The sequence below is a fragment of the Legionella adelaidensis genome, assembly GCF_900637865.1.
Lineage (GTDB): Bacteria > Pseudomonadota > Gammaproteobacteria > Legionellales > Legionellaceae > Legionella_A > Legionella_A adelaidensis.
In genome coordinates, this window is record NZ_LR134422.1 from 143,874 (window position 1) to 161,831 (window position 17,958).

Consider the following 17,958-nt stretch of genomic DNA (forward strand, 5'->3'; position numbering starts at 1 on the left):
ATATTTTTAAAATGTATTATTAATGTTTTGTTTGACCCATAAAAAATCATGCTTGCCGACGTTAAAATTATTCCCTACTTACCTGAAAATACAGTTCACACCTTTTTTTCCCAGCTTCCGCCCTTGCATACATTTCACTGTACTCCTTTAACATCGAGCCTGGTTTCAGGTTTACGCGAAGAGCGGGGAATCAATATTTCACAATGCGAGGACGTTGAATTTATATTAAGAAGTTTAAAGCCTTTGACTTATGTTTCCCTTAATGAAGAAAGGAACGACATCAATTTTAGTCAGTTAGCTCCAGGTTCTTTTTTGGTAATGGACTTTATTGCATTAGGCCAAGATAAACTGGAATTTTATAGAAAAACGGTGCAACAAATACACCCGGGGTGTGGACTAGGGTTTTCCCATAGAGCTTCGATAGAATTGGTCAGTGAGGTATTAAAGCACATAGCTCCCGGTGTGTTTTTTGTACTTAACCCTTACTACAGTCTGTCTGAAATAAAACGCCTGGTACAGACTATACCTAAAAATACCATCATCCACTTACCGAAAGACACGCGTTTGGAGGTAATAGAATTTTTACAACGCCAAGTAAGTACGGGGAAATTTTTTAGATTATCTTATTCAAATATACCCACCAGCAGTGAGAGAAGAGGATATGGCGAATCCCAACAAACTTTGCCGAGATTTACTAGAAGAGACTATTCTCCAGGAAACGAATTAGCCCATCCAGGGATACAGACTTCTGGTGAGGTAAGCAGAAATTATCTACTATTTCTTGCACATAATTTACCTCCCGGCGTTCTATTTAACCCTGGCAAACAAAAGTACTTAGAAGAGATAGTACCCATACTGCGCGATGGTGTGATATTTTATCCTCCCAATGCAAGGATTCCCTATCTCCTAAAACTCGCTCGTATTATAAACCCTAAATCTATCTGGTATTTATCGAAGCCAGATGATATGACCGCGTCAAATTTTATAAACTTAACACATCAGTTGCTAAAAAGAGGCTGTAATCTCCGCCTTGTAAACTTACCATCCTACGCACAAGCCTTAGTAGACGTTTATAATCACCCAGCCAGCCATAACTTAGAAAAGCCATTAGAAAACACACAAATCAATACACCCGGCTCATTTAACCCAATGCTTCGAAATTTAATTTATCCATCACCTATGGTAGCGGCTTCGAGTCAGGCCACATCTTCTAGCTCGCAGACAGAAACCCGCACCCACATACCTGGTTTGGCAAACACTGCTCCTTCGCAGGTGCCTGTATTTCAAAGACCTCAACAGACAATGTTACCCTCTATTTCTTCACTGCCAGTAAGTCACTCTCCTCAATCGCTCTTCTACAGATACCCTCAATCGGTAGGACCGTCAATAAAAGAAGGTATACAAGAAGCCGCTTTTCAAAGAACAGCAAGCCAGCAACAACCACTACCTTCGATTGATACCGTGCTTCGAAGTATACAAATGCCTATTACCTCTCTCTCTGGCATAAGTGGAGCTGCATTTCATCCCGGTATTTATTCACTTAACCCGGTTAATTTGGCGCCAGGCAACCCAGGGTACACACGACATTTGGTTAGGACGCATGGTTCTGTAAAAGGCGTAACTCATTTTCAGCCGCTTCCAGGAAGACCTAGTCAAATAGGTCACTTCGCCAATCCGGTTCCACCTAATGACGAGGTGTCCCTTGAGCCACCATTTGCCAAGAAACCGAGATTTGGTCAATAGGCAATAGTATATTTCTAGAAAAACTTACCAACTACAATATGTTATCATTCCGCAATTATTTCAGGAGAATACAGTGATTACTTCTGTGGGCAATCTATCAGTATGGGAAGAAAATAGAGGAATGCCTTGCTCTTTGTTATTTCTTCATGGTCACTGCACGAATAAAAATTTTTTTAATCAGCAGATGAATGCAGATATTTTTAAATCTTATCATCGCATTGCGATAGATTTGCCCGGATATGGTGAAAGTGCACCCCCTATTGAACCATTAAAAACCTATAGTTATCCTGGGTTTGCTGAAGCAGTAACAGAAGTAGTTAATCAGTTAACTATTAAAAAATTAATTATTGTGGGATGGTCCCTTGGTGGACACGTTGCTTTGGAGATGACATCCAGGATCCCTCAATTAGCTGGTCTGCTTATTACAGGAACGCCTCCTTTTGAAGTATCGCTCCAAGGAATGCAAAAAGGATTCAAAGCACTTAGTCCTGAAATTATGGCTTGTTTTGGGAAAAAAGATATAAGCGTAGCAGAAGCTAAATTACTAGCCAAACCCTGTGGTTATGATGGTAGTGAAGAAAAAAAATTTCTAATCGACGCGGTCCTAGCTACTGATGAAGGCGCAAGATTTCTCTATCCCCAATCGATTATTAACGGAATAGGCCGAAATCAATGCGACATTATTGCTGAATGGGAAAAGCCTATCGCTGTGGTAGCAGGAGAAAAAGACAGTGCTATTAATTATGATTATGTACGAAATGAGTTACATTTTAAAAATCTTTGGCGAAATAAAGTACACACCCTTGCTAATGCGGGACATGCGATAATGCTTGATGAACCGGATGCTTTTAATCTTCTTATAAAAGAGTTTGTTGAAGATACAATTAAAGATTTTACCCTCTAACTCTGAACAAAGAGGTGGCCCCGAAACCTGCTGGTCACCCAGGGTTTAACCTACCTGGCAAGAGTAGTAAGATCTTTCAAATATATTCCCTATTGACTCTTGAGAGCCATGCTGATTTGAATTAAAATTCGACAAACAACCTATTTTTTGGATTATAATTATGGCTTATCCTTACAAAGAACGGCAAAGTTTATTAGAGCGAATCATAGGCATTGAAAATTCGTCGGAAAAAGAACGAGCATTACAAGGATTTATTGAAGCGGAGGAAGCCATTTTAAACGAAGGACAATTTAAATTGCGCTCACAAGCGCTTGATACTGCAAGACTCCTCCTTATTAGTTTAAACCAAGAGAAAAAATGTATCGAACAAGATGCAAGCGAACACGCAGTTCCAGGCCTTGAGGGATTTTCTATATAAGTTAGGGTTGTGTAAATTGAATCGCAGTCACCAAACACACTCTGGTAGACCGTAATGTTGGCATGAGGCACCCATAATCTGATCACTGAGAATGAAATTAATAGGGATTATCCAAAAAAATTTTTCATAATCCGCTTACTTAAGAGCAATTACTTTTCCCTGAGTTAAAGTTTCGATCTCATTAGCACGCAAGCTAAAAACTGCGTTAGGGGTGCCAGCAGCAGCCCAAAGAATAGTATGTTGCAGTAACTCTTCATCAATAAAAACAGAGGTAATCGTTTGTTTATGCCCCACAGGAGGAACGCCACCAATAGCAAAGCCAGTTATTTCACGAGTAAAGTGCGCATCCGCTTTAACAATCTTTTCACCTACCCATTGCTCAATAATTTTTTCATTCACACGATTAACGCCACTGGCCAATACTAAAACAGGATAATTTGTTTTTGCAGTACAAAACAACAAGGACTTTATAATTTGTGCTACGTCACATCCTATGGTATTTGCAGCATCATTTGCAGTACGGGTACTTTCAGAAAGTTCAATTACTTCAAAAGATATACCTTTTTGAGCGAGAGCTTCTTGTACCTTTTGAGCACTTTTGCTTAATATTTTATTTTCAGGCATGAGAGACACTCCTTCATTCCGCCAAATTTATAATGCGTACGTAATAACGCACACGTCTCATCCTACCATTGTGCGCCATAGCGCACAATAGCTTCAAGGAGTAATTGGGCTTGAAATGTTTACATTGTTATCCGTCGCAACCTAAGCGCATTCAAAATCACGGAAACAGAAGATAGTGACATTGCTGCGGCAGCAATAATTGGATTTAAGAGGAGCCCTGTTAGTGGATACAATAAGCCTGCAGCTACGGGCACGCCCATTGCATTATAAATAAAGGCAAAAAAAAGATTTTGGCGTATGTTACTCATGGTCTTTTCGGATAAAAAGCGAGCCTTGGCAATACCAAGAAGATCTCCTTTAAGTAAAGTAATGCCCGCACTTTCAATGGCAACATCAGTACCTGTTCCCATAGCAATCCCCACATCTGCTTTTGCTAATGCTGGAGCATCATTGACGCCGTCACCCGCCATAGCAACCATCAATCCTTTATCTTTAAGTTCGCTCACAATGCGGCTTTTATCTTGCGGCATAACCTCTGCCATAACTTTCTTTATTCCCAGGGTATCAGCTACCGCTTCTGCTGTTTTTTTATTATCTCCTGTTAACATCACCACTTCTATACCACTTTGTTGTAACCTGGAAATGGCTTCTTTTGTAGTTGATTTAACAGGATCTTCCACCACCAAGAGAGCGGCTGTTTTACCATCTAGTGCAAGGAACATAACAGAGGCGCCTTTACTACGGAATTCATCAGCCTTTTCAAAAAGAGTTGTAGAAGCATTTCCATACTCCTGCATTAGTTTTACATTGCCAATAGCAATACGCTGGCCATTTATTTTTCCTATTACTCCCTTCCCGGTAAGTGATTCAAAACCCTCTACTTTATCCCATTGCAATTGTTTTGCTTCAGCTGCTGTGACGATAGCTTTAGCAATGGGATGCTCGCTTTGAAGCTCTATTGCCGCAGCAAACTTTAGAATATCTTCTTCATTAAATTCCTCAGAGGGAATAATATGGGTTAGTTTAGGATGTCCTTCGGTAAGCGTACCTGTTTTATCAATCACAAGGGTATCTATCTTTTCCATGCGCTCCAAGCTTTCAGCATTCTTAATTAACACTCCACTTCGAGCTCCCTTTCCTATACCAACCATAATAGACATGGGCGTAGCTAAACCCAACGCACAAGGGCATGCAATAATAAGCACTGAGACTGCGGCAACCAAACCATAACTTAATGAGGGTTGTGGTCCTAACCACGCCCACATAATAAAAGAGAAGATTGCAATCAAAATAACAGCTGGTACAAACCAGCCAGATACAGTATCTGCTAACCGCTGAATAGGCGCACGACTTCTTTGGGCTTCACTTACCATTTGGACAATGCGTGCTAACATGGTATCGCTGCCTACATGCATGGCGCTCATAATAAAACTACCGGTCTGGTTAATCGTAGCCCCGATAACCTTAGCACCTACTTCTTTGCTTACAGGAACAGGCTCCCCTGTCACCATTGACTCATCGACAAAGCTTCGCCCTTCTAATATCTCACCATCCACTGGAATTTTTTCACCAGGACGCACGTGAAGCTTATCACCCACTCGCACTTTATCGAGTGATATTTCTTCCTCATTACCCTCTTTTTGAATACGATGAGCACTTTCTGGTGCTAAATTTAGCAAAGCTCGAATAGCGCTTCCAGTCTGTTGGCGAGCTTTCAACTCTAATACCTGACCTAGTAATACCAGTGTGGTGATTACAGCGGCTGCTTCAAAATAAACGGCTACAGTCCCTTCCCTATTTTGAAAAACAGTAGGAAATAATTCAGGAAATAATACCGCAATAACACTATAAACCCACGCCACACTAATCCCCATGGCAATTAACGTAAACATATTTAATTGTCGGGTTTGGAGCGATTTTGCCCCACGCAGAAAAAAAGGCCAGCCACACCATAATACTACTGGCGTTGCCAAAAGAAGCTGTGCCCATTGAGAAGTATTAGCCCGTACCCAATGTTGTAATCCATGTCCACCCATCTCCAGTAACACAACAGGCAAAGTGAGAAACAATGCAATATAAAATCGACGCTTCATATCGCTATATTCTGGATTCACCTCTTCTACTGAGGTTACTCTTTCAAGCTCTAGCGCCATACCGCAAATTGGACAGTCCCCGGGGGTTGATTGTCTAATTTCTGGATGCATAGGGCATGTATAAATAATGTTTTCATCACTTTCCGCAGTAAAGCTCTGCTGTTTTTGTATATTCTGTTTTTTATGGCAGCAATGCCCTTTGGCGTTATTTCCCTTGGCGGGAGGCTGGTGATCGTGGTTCATTATTCCTCTTTATTTCCCTAATACAGAAATTATTTATATTTCTATCATTTTTTTAAACTAGCATCATTCGGTAAATCAATTTTAATTTTGGATCCAAAAGTCAAACGTAATGAATTAATGATAGCAAGAATATCGATACATTCTTGAAGAATTGCCCCAACAACCGGGCTTATAAAGCCGGTTGCTGCAAATCCCATTCCAATAAGACTTAAAAACATTCCACCAATGGCACTTTGTGCTGCAATAGCTCTCGTACTAGCACTCAAATGAAGTAACTCATCCACTTTATATAAGGTATTATCCATAATAACGGCGCCCGCAGCTTCAGCAGTAACATTACTGTGCTGCCCAAATGCAATACCCACTGTAGCGGCAGTTAAAGCGGGAGCATCATTGATACCATCGCCCATAAATACTGTAGGAGCTTTTTTGCTTTCATTACGCACAATGGCTAACTTTTGTTCCGGGCTTTGCGAGGCATGTATTTCTGTAAACGGAATTAATTCCGCGAGATAAATAACCTCTGACTCCCGATCCCCTGAAACTAGCATTATTTTTTTAAACTGATGCGATGGTGTCAAATGAGTAATAAATGATTTACTTTCCGCCCGTGGCGCATCATGAAAATGTAAAGCAGCCGCATACTGATCATCTATCAAAATAATGCATTCCAAGCCTGGGGTAACAGGGGGAAGTAAAGATTTACATTCAGGCATCAATTCTAATAATTTTTTTCGACTCGTAACCTTCACTTTCCGATTATTAATAGTGCCATTTAAACCCTGCCCTGGCTTTTCTGACACGTTTGAGGATTCTATTAATTCAATGTGGTGTTCTTGAGTTGCTTTAATCACAGCACTAGCAAGAGGATGTTTTGAATAACGCTCAAGACTCCCTGCATACAGGAGTACTTGCTCTTTGGTAAAATTCGGAGCGGTATAAATTTCAGTTAATGCAGGTTTTCCATAAGTCAGTGTTCCCGTTTTATCGAAAATAGCGGTTTTACAGGTTGGCAATTGCTCCAAAACGACAGGGTCTTTTATGATAATGGCTTGCTTTGCAGCACGTGAAATAGCACTAATGATGGTAATCGGAATCGCAATTAATAGAGGACACGGTGTTGCAATTACCAGTACGGCAAGAAAACGCATGGCGTCATTAGTAAAATACCAAGTACCAATTGCAAATAGAAGTGCTACCGGCGCAAAAAGAGCTCCAATTTGATCGCCTAACCTTCGAATAGACGGACGTTTTTGCTGAGCTTCTTCCAGGACTTTTACAATAATTGCATATCTGGAATCGACAGGAAGTTTAGTTGCTTTAATAATGAGCACTGACTCTCCATTGATAGCACCCGATAAAACAGATACACCGGGAGCTTTAGAAACCTGATAAGGTTCTCCAGTAAGATAAGATTCATCCATAGAGCCATTGCCTTCTATTACAGTTCCATCTACCGGACAAGCTTCATGCGGATAGATAACAATTTCGTCATCAATCTCAATGTCTCCCAATGGAATATCTTCAATTACCCTGTTAATCCTGCGATGAGCGAACGTGGGCATCCGTTTTACTAATGCCAATAAAACAGAAGAAGCCTTGCGCCGCGCATAATGCTCTAATGTTTGCCCACTGGCTAACATTAGAATAATTAAAGATGCAGCTAAATATTGCTGTAAGATTATCCCAGTGATTAAAGCAATTGCAGCAAGAGAGTCAGCACCCAAATTTCTTTTAAGCAGTTTCAAAAAAATTTGCAGAATTAACGGCAAGCCCCCAAAGATAATTAAAATTAACAAAGGAACATTCGCTAGCGGGTTGTTTAAAAAACCAAGAAGAAGATAGATAGCAATAGTTACAAGAGAAAGAAGCACAATAAACAATTGCCACTTCGATTGTAAAAAGCTCAATAACATACCTGTTAATTTTTCGTTCTTCATTTGATAGCTGCTGTTTTTTTATTAATTACAATAACCGCGGAACCTGTAAATTTCCCATATCGGAGATCATCAAGGGCTTCATTCACTTCTTCTAGAGCATATGTATGGGTTTCAGTTTTAACGGGTATAGTTGGGGCTAACGATAAGAACTCTTCCCCATCTTTTCTAGTTAAATTTGCCACAGAACATAGCGTTCGCTCTCCCCACAAGATTTCATAAGGAAAACTCGGAATATCACTCATGTGAATACCCGCACACACAACAATTCCTCCTTTAACCGTATTTTTCAATGCTAATGGAACCAATGAACCCACAGGAGCGAAAATAATCGCTGCATCAAGAAGATGAGGCGGGGATTTTTCCGCATCTCCGGCCCAACTGGCACCTAACTTATATGCGAATTCTTGGGCGATGGAATCACCTGGGTTTGTGAATGCATAAATTTTACGCTCTTGTTTATATGCAATTTGTGTCAATATGTGTGCAGCCGAGCCAAAACCGTATAATCCTAAATGTTTGGCATCCATGGTTTTTAATAATGCGCGGTACCCAATAAGGCCTGCGCAAAACAAAGGGGCCGCTTGAATATCTGAATAACCATCCGGTATAGGGAAGCAAAATTGCGCATTCGCCACACAATATTCTGCAAATCCTCCGTCAATCTGATATCCAGTAAATTTTGCCTCATCACAGAGATTTTCTCGACCCGCCAAACAAAATTGACAAACACCACAGCTGCCACCTAACCAGGGAACACCAATTCGCTGACCAACGGTAAAGGAATGAACATTTTCTCCTAAGGCTTCGATTATCCCAACAATTTGATGACCTGGCACCAGAGGAAGCTTTGGAAACTTCAACTCACCATCGACAACATGCAGGTCGGTTCTACATATGCCGCATGTAGTGACTTTAATCAGAATCTGGTAAGCATTGGGAAGGGGTTTTTCAATTTGGGTATATATTAATTTTTCATGACTATTTCTCATGAGCATCGCATGCATTTTCATTTAGAATCCTCGCATAATATTGCAGAATCTAAATAAGAAGGTATTTCACAATCCCAGTGAAATTTTTGCTTTATTTGAGATTTTAGTGCTTCGGCTGCTCCCATTTCACCATGCGTGATGAATATTTTACGTGGATCTTTTTTTAAATGTGCCAGCCAATTAAGCATTTCAGTAGAATCTGCATGTGCAGATATATTTTCTATCTGTACTATTTCGGCACGTATCGGGACCATTTGCCCAAACATCTTTATTTCTTTCTCGCCTCGTAGCATTCTATCGCCACGAGTGCCTCCAACCTGAAAACCACTTAGTAATATAGTATTTTTAGGATGGGGCGCAAAATAACGAATATGATGGATAACGCGTCCTCCAGTTGCCATTCCACTGGCCGAGATAATAATTACCGGATATTTTTGATTATCTAAAGCGATAGACTCATCAATGGAGTTAATATAATGAGCCACTCCGCACACTGCTCTATTTTGTTCTTTTGTTAATTTATTTTGATCGGTATAGATAGCAAAGATTTTTGTCGCATCGGTAGCCATTGGGCTATCAACAAACACTGGAATATCAGGAATTTCTTTTTTAGATTTTAATTCATGCAGGTAATAAAGTAATGCTTGTGTTCGTCCCACAGCAAAAGAAGGAATGAGAATGGAACCGCCACGTTTGACCGTACGATTAATAATGGCTTTCAGCTGAACTAAAGGATCAGACGCAACATGGGTGCGATTGCCATAAGTTGATTCAATAACCAAAAAATCGGATGAAGGAGGGTTATTCGGTGCAAACATCAAAGGATCGGCATTTCTACCCAGATCGCCTGAGAATAATATAGAAGTATCTCCCTGCTCTAGGCGAATAAAGGAAGCACCTAAAATATGACCCGCATAATAAAATGTAGCATGTACCCTGTTAGCAATTTTAATCCGCTCAGCAAAAGGGACTATATGAAAATAGCTTAATGAGTCTTCAGCTTCTTTTTGCGTATAAAGTGGTAAGGCTGGATGATGTTTGGAGTATCCTTTACGATTTGCGTAACGCGCGTCCTCCTCATGAAGACGACCACTGTCTGGCAATAAAATACTACATAAATCTTTCGTTGCGGCTGTACATAAGATTTTTCCTCGAAAACCATTTTTTATTAAAAGAGGAATATAGCCGCTGTGGTCAATATGCGCATGAGTCAATAATACATAATCAATTTTTCGAGGGTCAATAGGAAGAGGCATCCAATTCCGCAACCTTAATTCTTTATACCCTTGGAAAAGACCACAATCTACCAATATATTGCTTTGAGCAGTTTGAACAAAGTATTTCGACCCAGTCACTGTTTGGGCGGCACCTAAAAATTGAATTCTCATCAAGGCTCTAATAGAGAGATAATATATTGATTATAGATTTATTTTTTAATATTTTAGCTATAGAGAAAATTGCAAGGCAAAGAAGCTGCAGAGAATGAAACACTGCGCCAAGATGTAAGATGCTTTTCCACCAGATCTTATTAGAATCACCCTGGGAAAAGCGCTACTTTTATCCACCCCTCTTTGCGCGCATCAAATTGTTTATATGCATCGACAATATCTTCAAGCGGTTTTCTTTGCGTTAAAATGGACAACGGGTTGATGCGATTATCTTCAATTAGAGACAATAACTCAGGAATATAAGCGCGATGCGGGCAATTGCCCATTACGATTTTTAAATTTTTATTCATTGCCTCTCCAATGGGATACACATTAAATTCTGGGGGATATACACCAACAATTGAGACCGTGCCGCATTTAGCAGCCAGTTTAATTGCCTCCCGAAGCGCATGGCTCGGCGCGTTTCCTGGAACCCATTCATCATTATTTAATGCATGAGGCGCAACTTGCAAAACTTCTTCTTCGTATGTTTTTTTGTTTTTCTCTGCTTTCTTGGCCGCTGGTCCTTTAGAGGGGGCGTATGCATCAATACCAACTGCGTCAATAACAACATCACACAGGGAGCCTTTTGTGAGTTCTTTAATAATTTCCAAGGGATCCTCTTTATTAAAATTAATACATTCGGCTCCCTGACTCTTTGCCATTTCAAGTCGTGAAGGTATAGCATCAATAGCAAATATCCTTGACACCCCTCTTAATTTACAACTAGCGATAGCAAATTGCCCCACCGGACCACAACCCAGTACAGCAACAACATCCCCTTTTTTTACATTCGCTATATCCACTGAAAAATAAGCAGTAGGGAAAATATCCGACACTAAAATAGCTTGATCATCTGATACAGCATCTGAAAGTTTAACCAAGTTATTATTTGCATGGGGAACTAACACATATTCAGCCTGACAACCATTAAAAGGCCCCGTCATTTTAGGTCCACCATAAAAAGCAGTGCCTGCATCAGGCCCGTTTGGATTTGCATTATCGCACTGAGAATAATTTGCTTTACGGCAATTAAAGCAATAGCCACAAGCAATAGTGGAAGGAACAACTACCCTATCCCCCGGGTTTAAGTTCCTCACGCCTTTCCCTACTTCTTCTACAACACCAACTGCTTCATGTCCTAAAATAGTTCCATTTTCCATCGGGCCCATAGTTCCACGAATAAAATGTAGATCGGTTCCGCAGATAGCCGAAGTAGTAATTTTTACAATTGCATCAAAATTGTTTTGTATAGTGGGTTTTGCTACGTCTTCCAAACAAATTTTCCCAATCCCACGAAAAATGAGCGCTTTCATAAAACCTCCTTGTTAAACAGGGTTCTCTTTATTTCATTCCTTGATACATATAAGCCCACGCTTACTGCAAAATTAAGCTTCCTTTTAAGCTTCATACCCTGTTAAATTTCCAAAGCAGCAAAGGATCGAGCGATATTTTTACGCATTCTGTTTAATTTTAGTTATTATTCCATCGACAAACAGGTATCTCTCTATCTTTTTGCTATCCATCTATTGATCATAGTAAAAATATGGAAAATACGCCTGAAGCGGAATAATTCCCTGGGACTTTTATCGAATATCAACCATGCAAAGTACTAAAGAAGCCCCCTTGAATATGCGCTTATTAGTATCTTCCTGAGGCAATCCAACTATCATACCCTTGTAATGAGGGCCCTGTTAGATTGGCGCGCGACTGAATAAGATCAGCGGTCCTCACTGCATCAAGACGAGTTATAGCTTCCAGATCATTATGCGCCAGGTAAAAACCGACCTCTCCCGCAGCTTCTGCAGCTTTCGACCATGCTCCCCGCATTAATGCAAACGTGAAACCAAGACCAACATTTGAATCTAAAGGAAATAAGAATACATCACATTCTCTCTTAGCATCATAAAAGGTTAAGTTTCGCGGTAGGGTTGTTTCGTTAAATTCAGGACACGGAAAAAACGAACGGTCTTCTCGGCAATATTCTTGGGCAGCGTGAGCAGGTATGTCACGCTGAGCTAGACCAATTTGGAGCCACGCGGCGGTAATTAAGGCTTGCGAATTGGTAGCGATCCAATTCTCATAGCCCTCAATATAAGTTTTAAGCGCGTGTATTAATGGAGTGAAATCAAAATGACGCGTACGCTGTTCAACACCATGTTGGGTGTAAGACAGCCCTGTATTTTCTATTTCATCAATACGATTTAACATCTTGGCTTTAGTAGTAACATCCATGTAGCTCTCAAGCATTCGACACATATGCGTATCTTTCGCCCAGTAAGCATACTCATATGCGGAGCAGTGAAAGGTGCGACCAGAAAAATCTGTGAATGTCCCTTGATGAAGTAACGCCGCCTGTATCTTTTCTATATTCCCTTTGTAAACATCTTTAAATAACTTCTCTGCCTTATCCTGATCACCATACGCGACTCGCTGTAGAAATTTATCAAACAAACGACCTGGCTGGAGAAAAGCGTGTATGTTTTTTGAAACACATACTAGACTGCTTTTATCCGCTTCGGTGTTTAATTGAGCAGCAATCTCTGAATACAATTCTTCGGGTAGCCCTTGTAAATCAAATGTCAGCTCAGGCAACGATTTTCCAATCGCACTCGGCAGCTTAGTTATTTTCAGTAAGTCAAGTAGCAGATTGGACTTTTTCTCCGGTGATAAATTAACAAATCGCAAGAAAGCTATTTTTAACCTCATAGGAACACTTATATCGTCAGGATTATCAATAATCCAGTTCACAGCTTGGATATAATATTCGTTGTCTTGGGAGGGCATAGCAGAATCTCAATATTATTTTTGTCAATATTTTAACACAAAAGAGCAAAATAAGGACAATCATTTGTCATCACAAGTTCGACCGGGAGATATTGAGCTAATGGATATAATTAAAAATAAGAATTGCTTTCTTAGTTTGATAGCCTAACCCCACTTACAGACCAAAGGATTAACAGCCGCCAGTGAGCAAATTTATTTGCTTTCGCAAAGCAAATAGTTTGAGTTCCTTAGTGGTAATTAGCCGATGATGCTGTTACGTTACTCCTATTTATAATTGCAGAGAAAGTTAATTTTGAGTATTTTTGAATTGATACAGCATGCCGGATTAGGAGGGATCATATTTCAACCTGAAACTCTTTCCGGTGGCGCCTTGCATAAGATGATAAAATTACAAACATCAAAAGGCGTGTTTGCTGTTAAAGAAATCAACCCACATATCGTTGCGAAAGAGAATTTTAAAACGGCTTATGAACTGGCAGAATCCATTGCTGAACATTTCAAGATTGCCCATATTCCTGCGATAAGCGCCCTGCGGATTAACGATCAATATGTGACCAAGCTAGGTCGGAAAGCTTATATCATCTACCCCTATGTAGATGGGCAAATATTATCTGAAAAAGAAATAACAACTGCTCATGTTTCCAAGATTGGTAAAATATATGCCGCAATGCATGCAACCAGGCTCAATATTCCTGGTGTAGATGTCAGTCATTACGATTTTTTCAATAATGACGATTGGATTCAATTGATTAAGAGCTCTAACTCCCAGGAGCTCAATAACTTATTGCCTAACATCCTAAACTGGAACAATCATTTTGAAATCAGCATACCCATTTTAAATACAGAATTAGTGATTACTCACCGTGATATGCATTCAAAAAACGTGTTATGGGATGCAAATGGTACACCCCATATTATCGATTGGGAAAGTGCAGGCTTAATGAATCCCGGATTGGAAGTTATTGGATATGGCTTAGAATGGAGCAGAATTCTTTTGAATCATGCGATTAATTGGTCTTTATTTGAGGCATTAATCAATAGTTACCATGAGCATAGCACTGGAAAAATAAAAACTGATCCACAAGTAGCATTTTGGGGCTGGCTAGGTCATTGTGTTTTAGGCTGGACAGCCTTTAATATTCAAAGAATGATTGGGAATATTTCCAAGGAACAACAGGAAATTAATTTAGGTAGAAAAATTATTGATAACGTAATGCTCCCATGCCTCAATTATATTGCTGAGCATGAAAAAAGTATCTTAGATAAGCTCTCAATTGGCAATAAGGAAAACCATCAGGTTTTCAAGACTTCATTGCCTGAGAATAAGCCAACTTAATAAGTGATGTGGTATGTTGAATCAAGTAATTTATTCAAATTCATTAAATCTTAATTCTTATAATCTAATTGATGGTCCTGTTTTTATCAAAGATAAACTAGGACGCTATCTATGGGCGAACTCGTTTTTTATTGGCCATTCAGCGGGCTACGGCTCCCTTGGAGACATAGTCAATAAAATTGATACTGATTTCCCTTGGCATGAATACGCAGATGAACTCCGGTTGCATGATAAATCGGTCATAGAAACGCAGCAAAGCCAAAATCATTTTGAACAAATTGTTAGACATGACAACACCTTCGTTAATATTCTTTCTAGGAAGTCACCGCTCATTGATAATCATGGCAAGCTTATGGGATTAATTGGTTTTAGTATTGCACTTCCCCAAGCAAAAGGCATAACAGTATTAAGTAAACGCGAGAATGAATGCATTCGTTTGTTATCGAAAGGATATACCGATAAAAAAATTGCAAAACAATTAAGTATCTCTCCTAGAACCGTAGAGACACATCTCACTGCTGCAAAACGCAAGTTAGATGTTACAACACGAGCAGAGTTAATTGCCCTTTTTTGCCGTGTCTATCCGTAATACTCCTGATATTTGATAATCGCATGAACCATTATACTTCTTTTGTTTTCCATCTAAGGAGTATAAAAAATGACATTGAAAAAATACAAAAATCAGCGTGGCTCACTTCTTGAACTGACCTTTCTGCCCGACAATAAAACGGAAGGTTATTTTACTTCAGCAGTCGCATCAAAAGAATGCCCACAAGCGATTGGTCAAAGACACCCTATCATTGGATACTGGATAGGAAATGCGCTAACATTCAGCGTTATTTATGAGCAATGTGGCTCGCTATATAGCGTCGTTGGAAATTTTGATAAAATGCAAAATAGCATCGATGTCATCGGATTAATTAATCACCAATCCGATGACATCGTTGGCAAAGATTGCAGTGCTCGTTTCATCTCGCATGATACTTATCATCTCTGTGATTAATATTGTAAGTTCTCTGTTAGGATAAAAATTATATATTTGCCCGGGGTCCTGAACAACTCTCTGGGCTATTCTCACAAGTTTAAACGTAAATCGAAGTAGACGCCCCGCACTCATTTTACTTTCTTGAATTTGAAATCAAACCGAATATTTCTCTACTTTCCTCTGCCTGTAAATTAGGAGTAGCAGCCACCACGATTTCCTCTTGGATTTCCACGGGAAGAGCCTGAAATAGAGCATTATTCCGTGTTAATTGGCTCATCATATAGGCACTATAAAAACCAGTTGCATAAGGACTTTGTGGCCAGTATTCCCGCACATCAAATAAAGGTTCTTGAGTTATATATTGTGTTGATTTTTTTAAAATTGTTTTGTATTCACGCAAAATGCCTAATAAATCAGATTCTCGTCTCGTTCTACCTACTTTGGTTGCGAGCACTTTCAGACTGCATTCAAGCTGAATAAGGGTATTACGGGCAGTCATTTCGATTGTAGGAATTTTGGTAGGAGACAAAGACAATTGCTCTAACTTTTCTTGAATGTCTTTATACTCTTTTTGAGCTTGAGCTCTGGCTTTCTGATCAGCGACATAAACTGGCTTGTCCCTAGTCACAGTTCTGTACCAACGCTCTGGGAGCTGCGGATACACTAATTTGAGACTAAAATCACGTATTTCTTCCTGGGCAGTCTCGTAGTGAGAAAATTTCATTGCTGTCTCTGCATCATATTTTTTCCCTCGTAACCTAGACTTTAAATCGGATATCTTTTGACAAAGATTATCGTATTGATGACATTGAGCGTTTAAACTTGATAATTCTTGCTTGATTCGGCTCAGTAATTTTTTAATTTGGATATCCAGATTACTCTTTTTTTCTATTAATTTTTTGTTCTGATAGGGTCTAATTTTTTCTACGAAAGTTAATGGTGCTGGCTTATTGGATTGCAAGACAACTTGATTTCCTTCTGATGCTGGAATCATAGGGTGTGCTTGAACCCCCTCAGTCCCAGGGACTGTTTGCAAATCCATAGTTTGAGATTGTGGTCTTGCTAAGCCATACATCCAATGAATCAGAGAAACTCCCCAATGAGCAAGCTGAGAAATCCCTCCGCAAATTGCGCTATAAGCCCCACCGATTAATATGCGAAGCGGAACTCCAATAACCACCGCACAAACTGGACCTACAACATTGTGAATTATCTGAGTTAATGCATTGGGATAAGTGGCATATTCAGAGGATCTGCATCCAAACCACATTATTCTTTCTATCCAGTCTGTGACTAATGCATATTGCTGTTGAAATGTTTGACTAAATTTGGACATATATTATTTCCAATCAAAACTTAACGAAATATTTATATAAAGGCTCGAGTTAAAGCCATAGTAAATACATCCCCAACAAGAAAAGTGATGATAAAGCTGATCCATAAAGATTTTCCTTCCAGACCAGACGCTTCTTTCAATGCAAAAAAATAAGTGATGATTTGCCAGATGAAGCATAGAGTAAACAATAAGTTCGATACTGTTCCAAAAACACTAAAATGCAGCTCAATTCCTTTTGAATAATCTATCTTAAACTCTTCTGGTCGTATTAATTTTTCTAAAAAAGTGAATATAACTGAGATAAATAATGGATAACGGGACAATGCTACCATTCCAAAAAAATCAATCGGGCGGATTCTCTTTTTCCTGTAAAGAAGAGCAGCGAGAAGAAAAAATGCAGCCAGGACGACAGAAGCAATTATGTTTTGGTAACAAAGTAAAAAGAAATTGGGCTTTACCGTTGTTTTTATTCCATCCGGCAGAAGATAACCAAGCACACCATCGTAATAAATATTCGCATAAGAACCCAGGATACTCATCAGGACTAAGAGAATAAAACCAAGCAGCAATGCTTTGATACCCGCAATTCTTTTAAAAGGATTGATTAGAATAGAGTTCTCAAGATTAGCAAACACTGATTTTTTCTTAAGTGCATTAGACAGCAAAAGGTAGTCTTCTTGCGAGATTTTACGCTCTTCTAACATGGTTAACAGTCGTTTTTGTTCTTGATTCATAGCCCAATCCTCACAAACGTTTTAGCATAATAGCCGCATCCTTGGCAGAAATTTTACCTTCCTCTAGCAATGATAAAATTTCTTCTTTGGAGCTTTCTTTTTGCAGTTCGATGTTGTCCAAAGTTTGAATTAAATTATTCAGGCGATTTCTTAAAGTGGGATACGATACTTTTTGAATCGTAGCCATTTCTTTAAGACTGCCGGAACACCGTACAAAGTCTAAAATAAATTGCAAATCTTCCTCGGGAAGTCTTAGTAAACTGGATATCTCAAATCGACCTTCAAATTTAGTAAGACAATCCTCACACTCTATCTTCACCACATTAAGATGTGTTCCTTCACAAGATGGACATTGCGTAATTATTTTTCCCATAAAACCTCAAATTTAGTTTGAATCAT

General features: G+C 39.4%; 16 protein-coding genes. 6 read left to right on the forward strand and 10 right to left on the reverse strand.

Annotated features, from left to right (window positions below; genetic code table 11):
• Positions 1–48 precede the first annotated feature (48 nt).
• From EL206_RS05280 to EL206_RS05290, 3 genes are all read left to right on the forward strand, one after another.
• On the forward strand, positions 49–1,743 hold the full coding sequence (locus EL206_RS05280) for a hypothetical protein (RefSeq protein WP_058462646.1): 1,695 nt from the start codon (positions 49–51) through the stop codon (positions 1,741–1,743).
• A gap of 73 nt (positions 1,744–1,816) precedes the next feature.
• Positions 1,817–2,647, forward strand: coding sequence for an alpha/beta fold hydrolase (locus tag EL206_RS05285; RefSeq protein ID WP_058462645.1), 831 nt, complete (start codon positions 1,817–1,819; stop codon positions 2,645–2,647).
• Between the two features lie 160 nt (positions 2,648–2,807).
• Positions 2,808–3,065, forward strand: a complete 258-nt coding sequence (locus EL206_RS05290; protein ID WP_058462644.1) for a hypothetical protein — start codon at positions 2,808–2,810, stop codon at positions 3,063–3,065.
• A 135-nt stretch (positions 3,066–3,200) separates the two neighbouring features.
• Here EL206_RS05290 and EL206_RS05295 read toward each other — a convergent pair whose 3' ends face one another.
• The 7 genes from EL206_RS05295 to EL206_RS05325 form a co-directional block, all read right to left on the reverse strand.
• On the reverse strand, positions 3,201–3,689 hold the full coding sequence (locus EL206_RS05295) for a YbaK/EbsC family protein (RefSeq protein WP_058462643.1): 489 nt from the start codon (positions 3,687–3,689) through the stop codon (positions 3,201–3,203).
• Between the two features lie 119 nt (positions 3,690–3,808).
• Positions 3,809–6,025, reverse strand: coding sequence for a copper-transporting P-type ATPase (locus EL206_RS05300; RefSeq protein WP_058462642.1), 2,217 nt, complete (start codon positions 6,023–6,025; stop codon positions 3,809–3,811).
• 44 nt (positions 6,026–6,069) lie between these two features.
• The gene (locus EL206_RS05305; protein ID WP_232048520.1) at positions 6,070–7,965 is read right to left on the reverse strand and encodes a heavy metal translocating P-type ATPase; all 1,896 of its coding nucleotides are present in this window, start codon (positions 7,963–7,965) and stop codon (positions 6,070–6,072) included.
• Complete coding sequence (locus EL206_RS05310) at positions 7,962–8,969, reverse strand: zinc-dependent alcohol dehydrogenase family protein (RefSeq protein WP_058462717.1); 1,008 nt, start codon at positions 8,967–8,969, stop codon at positions 7,962–7,964. Before EL206_RS05310 ends, EL206_RS05305 begins: the two co-directional genes overlap by 4 nt.
• A gap of 2 nt (positions 8,970–8,971) precedes the next feature.
• On the reverse strand, positions 8,972–10,342 hold the full coding sequence (locus EL206_RS05315; protein ID WP_058462641.1) for an MBL fold metallo-hydrolase RNA specificity domain-containing protein: 1,371 nt from the start codon (positions 10,340–10,342) through the stop codon (positions 8,972–8,974).
• A gap of 146 nt (positions 10,343–10,488) precedes the next feature.
• On the reverse strand, positions 10,489–11,697 hold the full coding sequence (locus EL206_RS05320; RefSeq protein WP_058462640.1) for a zinc-dependent alcohol dehydrogenase: 1,209 nt from the start codon (positions 11,695–11,697) through the stop codon (positions 10,489–10,491).
• Positions 11,698–12,022: 325 nt separating this feature from the next.
• Complete coding sequence (locus EL206_RS05325) at positions 12,023–13,168, reverse strand: hypothetical protein (RefSeq protein ID WP_058462639.1); 1,146 nt, start codon at positions 13,166–13,168, stop codon at positions 12,023–12,025.
• A gap of 292 nt (positions 13,169–13,460) precedes the next feature.
• On the opposite strand from EL206_RS05325, the gene EL206_RS05330 reads away from it, so the two are divergent.
• From EL206_RS05330 to EL206_RS05340, 3 genes are all read left to right on the forward strand, one after another.
• Positions 13,461–14,504 carry an aminoglycoside phosphotransferase family protein gene (locus EL206_RS05330; protein ID WP_058462638.1) on the forward strand — a complete coding sequence of 348 codons (1,044 nt, stop codon included), beginning with the start codon at positions 13,461–13,463 and terminating at the stop codon, positions 14,502–14,504.
• Positions 14,505–14,517: 13 nt separating this feature from the next.
• Positions 14,518–15,093 carry a PAS and helix-turn-helix domain-containing protein gene (locus EL206_RS05335; RefSeq protein WP_058462637.1) on the forward strand — a complete coding sequence of 192 codons (576 nt, stop codon included), beginning with the start codon at positions 14,518–14,520 and terminating at the stop codon, positions 15,091–15,093.
• Positions 15,094–15,162: 69 nt separating this feature from the next.
• Entirely contained in the window at positions 15,163–15,507 is a 345-nt protein-coding gene (locus EL206_RS05340) for a hypothetical protein (RefSeq protein ID WP_058462636.1), read from the forward strand.
• Between the two features lie 115 nt (positions 15,508–15,622).
• On the opposite strand, the gene EL206_RS05345 is transcribed toward EL206_RS05340, so the two are convergent.
• The 3 genes from EL206_RS05345 to EL206_RS05355 are packed head-to-tail and all read right to left on the reverse strand — an operon-like array spanning position 15,623 to position 17,932.
• A complete protein-coding gene (locus EL206_RS05345; protein ID WP_058462635.1) occupies positions 15,623–16,825 on the reverse strand; it encodes a hypothetical protein in 1,203 nt (400 codons plus the stop codon).
• Positions 16,826–16,857: 32 nt separating this feature from the next.
• Positions 16,858–17,559, reverse strand: coding sequence for a hypothetical protein (locus EL206_RS05350; protein ID WP_058462634.1), 702 nt, complete (start codon positions 17,557–17,559; stop codon positions 16,858–16,860).
• Between the two features lie 10 nt (positions 17,560–17,569).
• Entirely contained in the window at positions 17,570–17,932 is a 363-nt protein-coding gene (locus EL206_RS05355; RefSeq protein ID WP_058462633.1) for a DUF2089 domain-containing protein, read from the reverse strand.
• Positions 17,933–17,958: the final 26 nt, after the last annotated feature.

Bases quoted from the DNA above. Each gene is read 5' to 3' on its own strand.
- EL206_RS05340 (WP_058462636.1), top strand. From the start codon at position 15,163: ATGACATTGAAAAAATACAAAAATCAGCGTGGCTCACTTCTTGAACTG.
- EL206_RS05335 (WP_058462637.1), top strand. From the start codon at position 14,518: ATGTTGAATCAAGTAATTTATTCAAATTCATTAAATCTTAATTCTTAT.
- EL206_RS05345 (WP_058462635.1), bottom strand. From the start codon at position 16,825: ATGTCCAAATTTAGTCAAACATTTCAACAGCAATATGCATTAGTCACA.
- EL206_RS05355 (WP_058462633.1), bottom strand. From the start codon at position 17,932: ATGGGAAAAATAATTACGCAATGTCCATCTTGTGAAGGAACACATCTT.
- EL206_RS05350 (WP_058462634.1), bottom strand. From the start codon at position 17,559: ATGAATCAAGAACAAAAACGACTGTTAACCATGTTAGAAGAGCGTAAA.
- EL206_RS05325 (WP_058462639.1), bottom strand. From the start codon at position 13,168: ATGCCCTCCCAAGACAACGAATATTATATCCAAGCTGTGAACTGGATT.
- EL206_RS05320 (WP_058462640.1), bottom strand. From the start codon at position 11,697: ATGAAAGCGCTCATTTTTCGTGGGATTGGGAAAATTTGTTTGGAAGAC.
- EL206_RS05280 (WP_058462646.1), top strand. From the start codon at position 49: ATGCTTGCCGACGTTAAAATTATTCCCTACTTACCTGAAAATACAGTT.
- EL206_RS05300 (WP_058462642.1), bottom strand. From the start codon at position 6,025: ATGAACCACGATCACCAGCCTCCCGCCAAGGGAAATAACGCCAAAGGG.
- EL206_RS05295 (WP_058462643.1), bottom strand. From the start codon at position 3,689: ATGCCTGAAAATAAAATATTAAGCAAAAGTGCTCAAAAGGTACAAGAA.
- EL206_RS05310 (WP_058462717.1), bottom strand. From the start codon at position 8,969: ATGCATGCGATGCTCATGAGAAATAGTCATGAAAAATTAATATATACC.
- EL206_RS05305 (WP_232048520.1), bottom strand. From the start codon at position 7,965: ATGAAGAACGAAAAATTAACAGGTATGTTATTGAGCTTTTTACAATCG.
- EL206_RS05290 (WP_058462644.1), top strand. From the start codon at position 2,808: ATGGCTTATCCTTACAAAGAACGGCAAAGTTTATTAGAGCGAATCATA.
- EL206_RS05315 (WP_058462641.1), bottom strand. From the start codon at position 10,342: ATGAGAATTCAATTTTTAGGTGCCGCCCAAACAGTGACTGGGTCGAAA.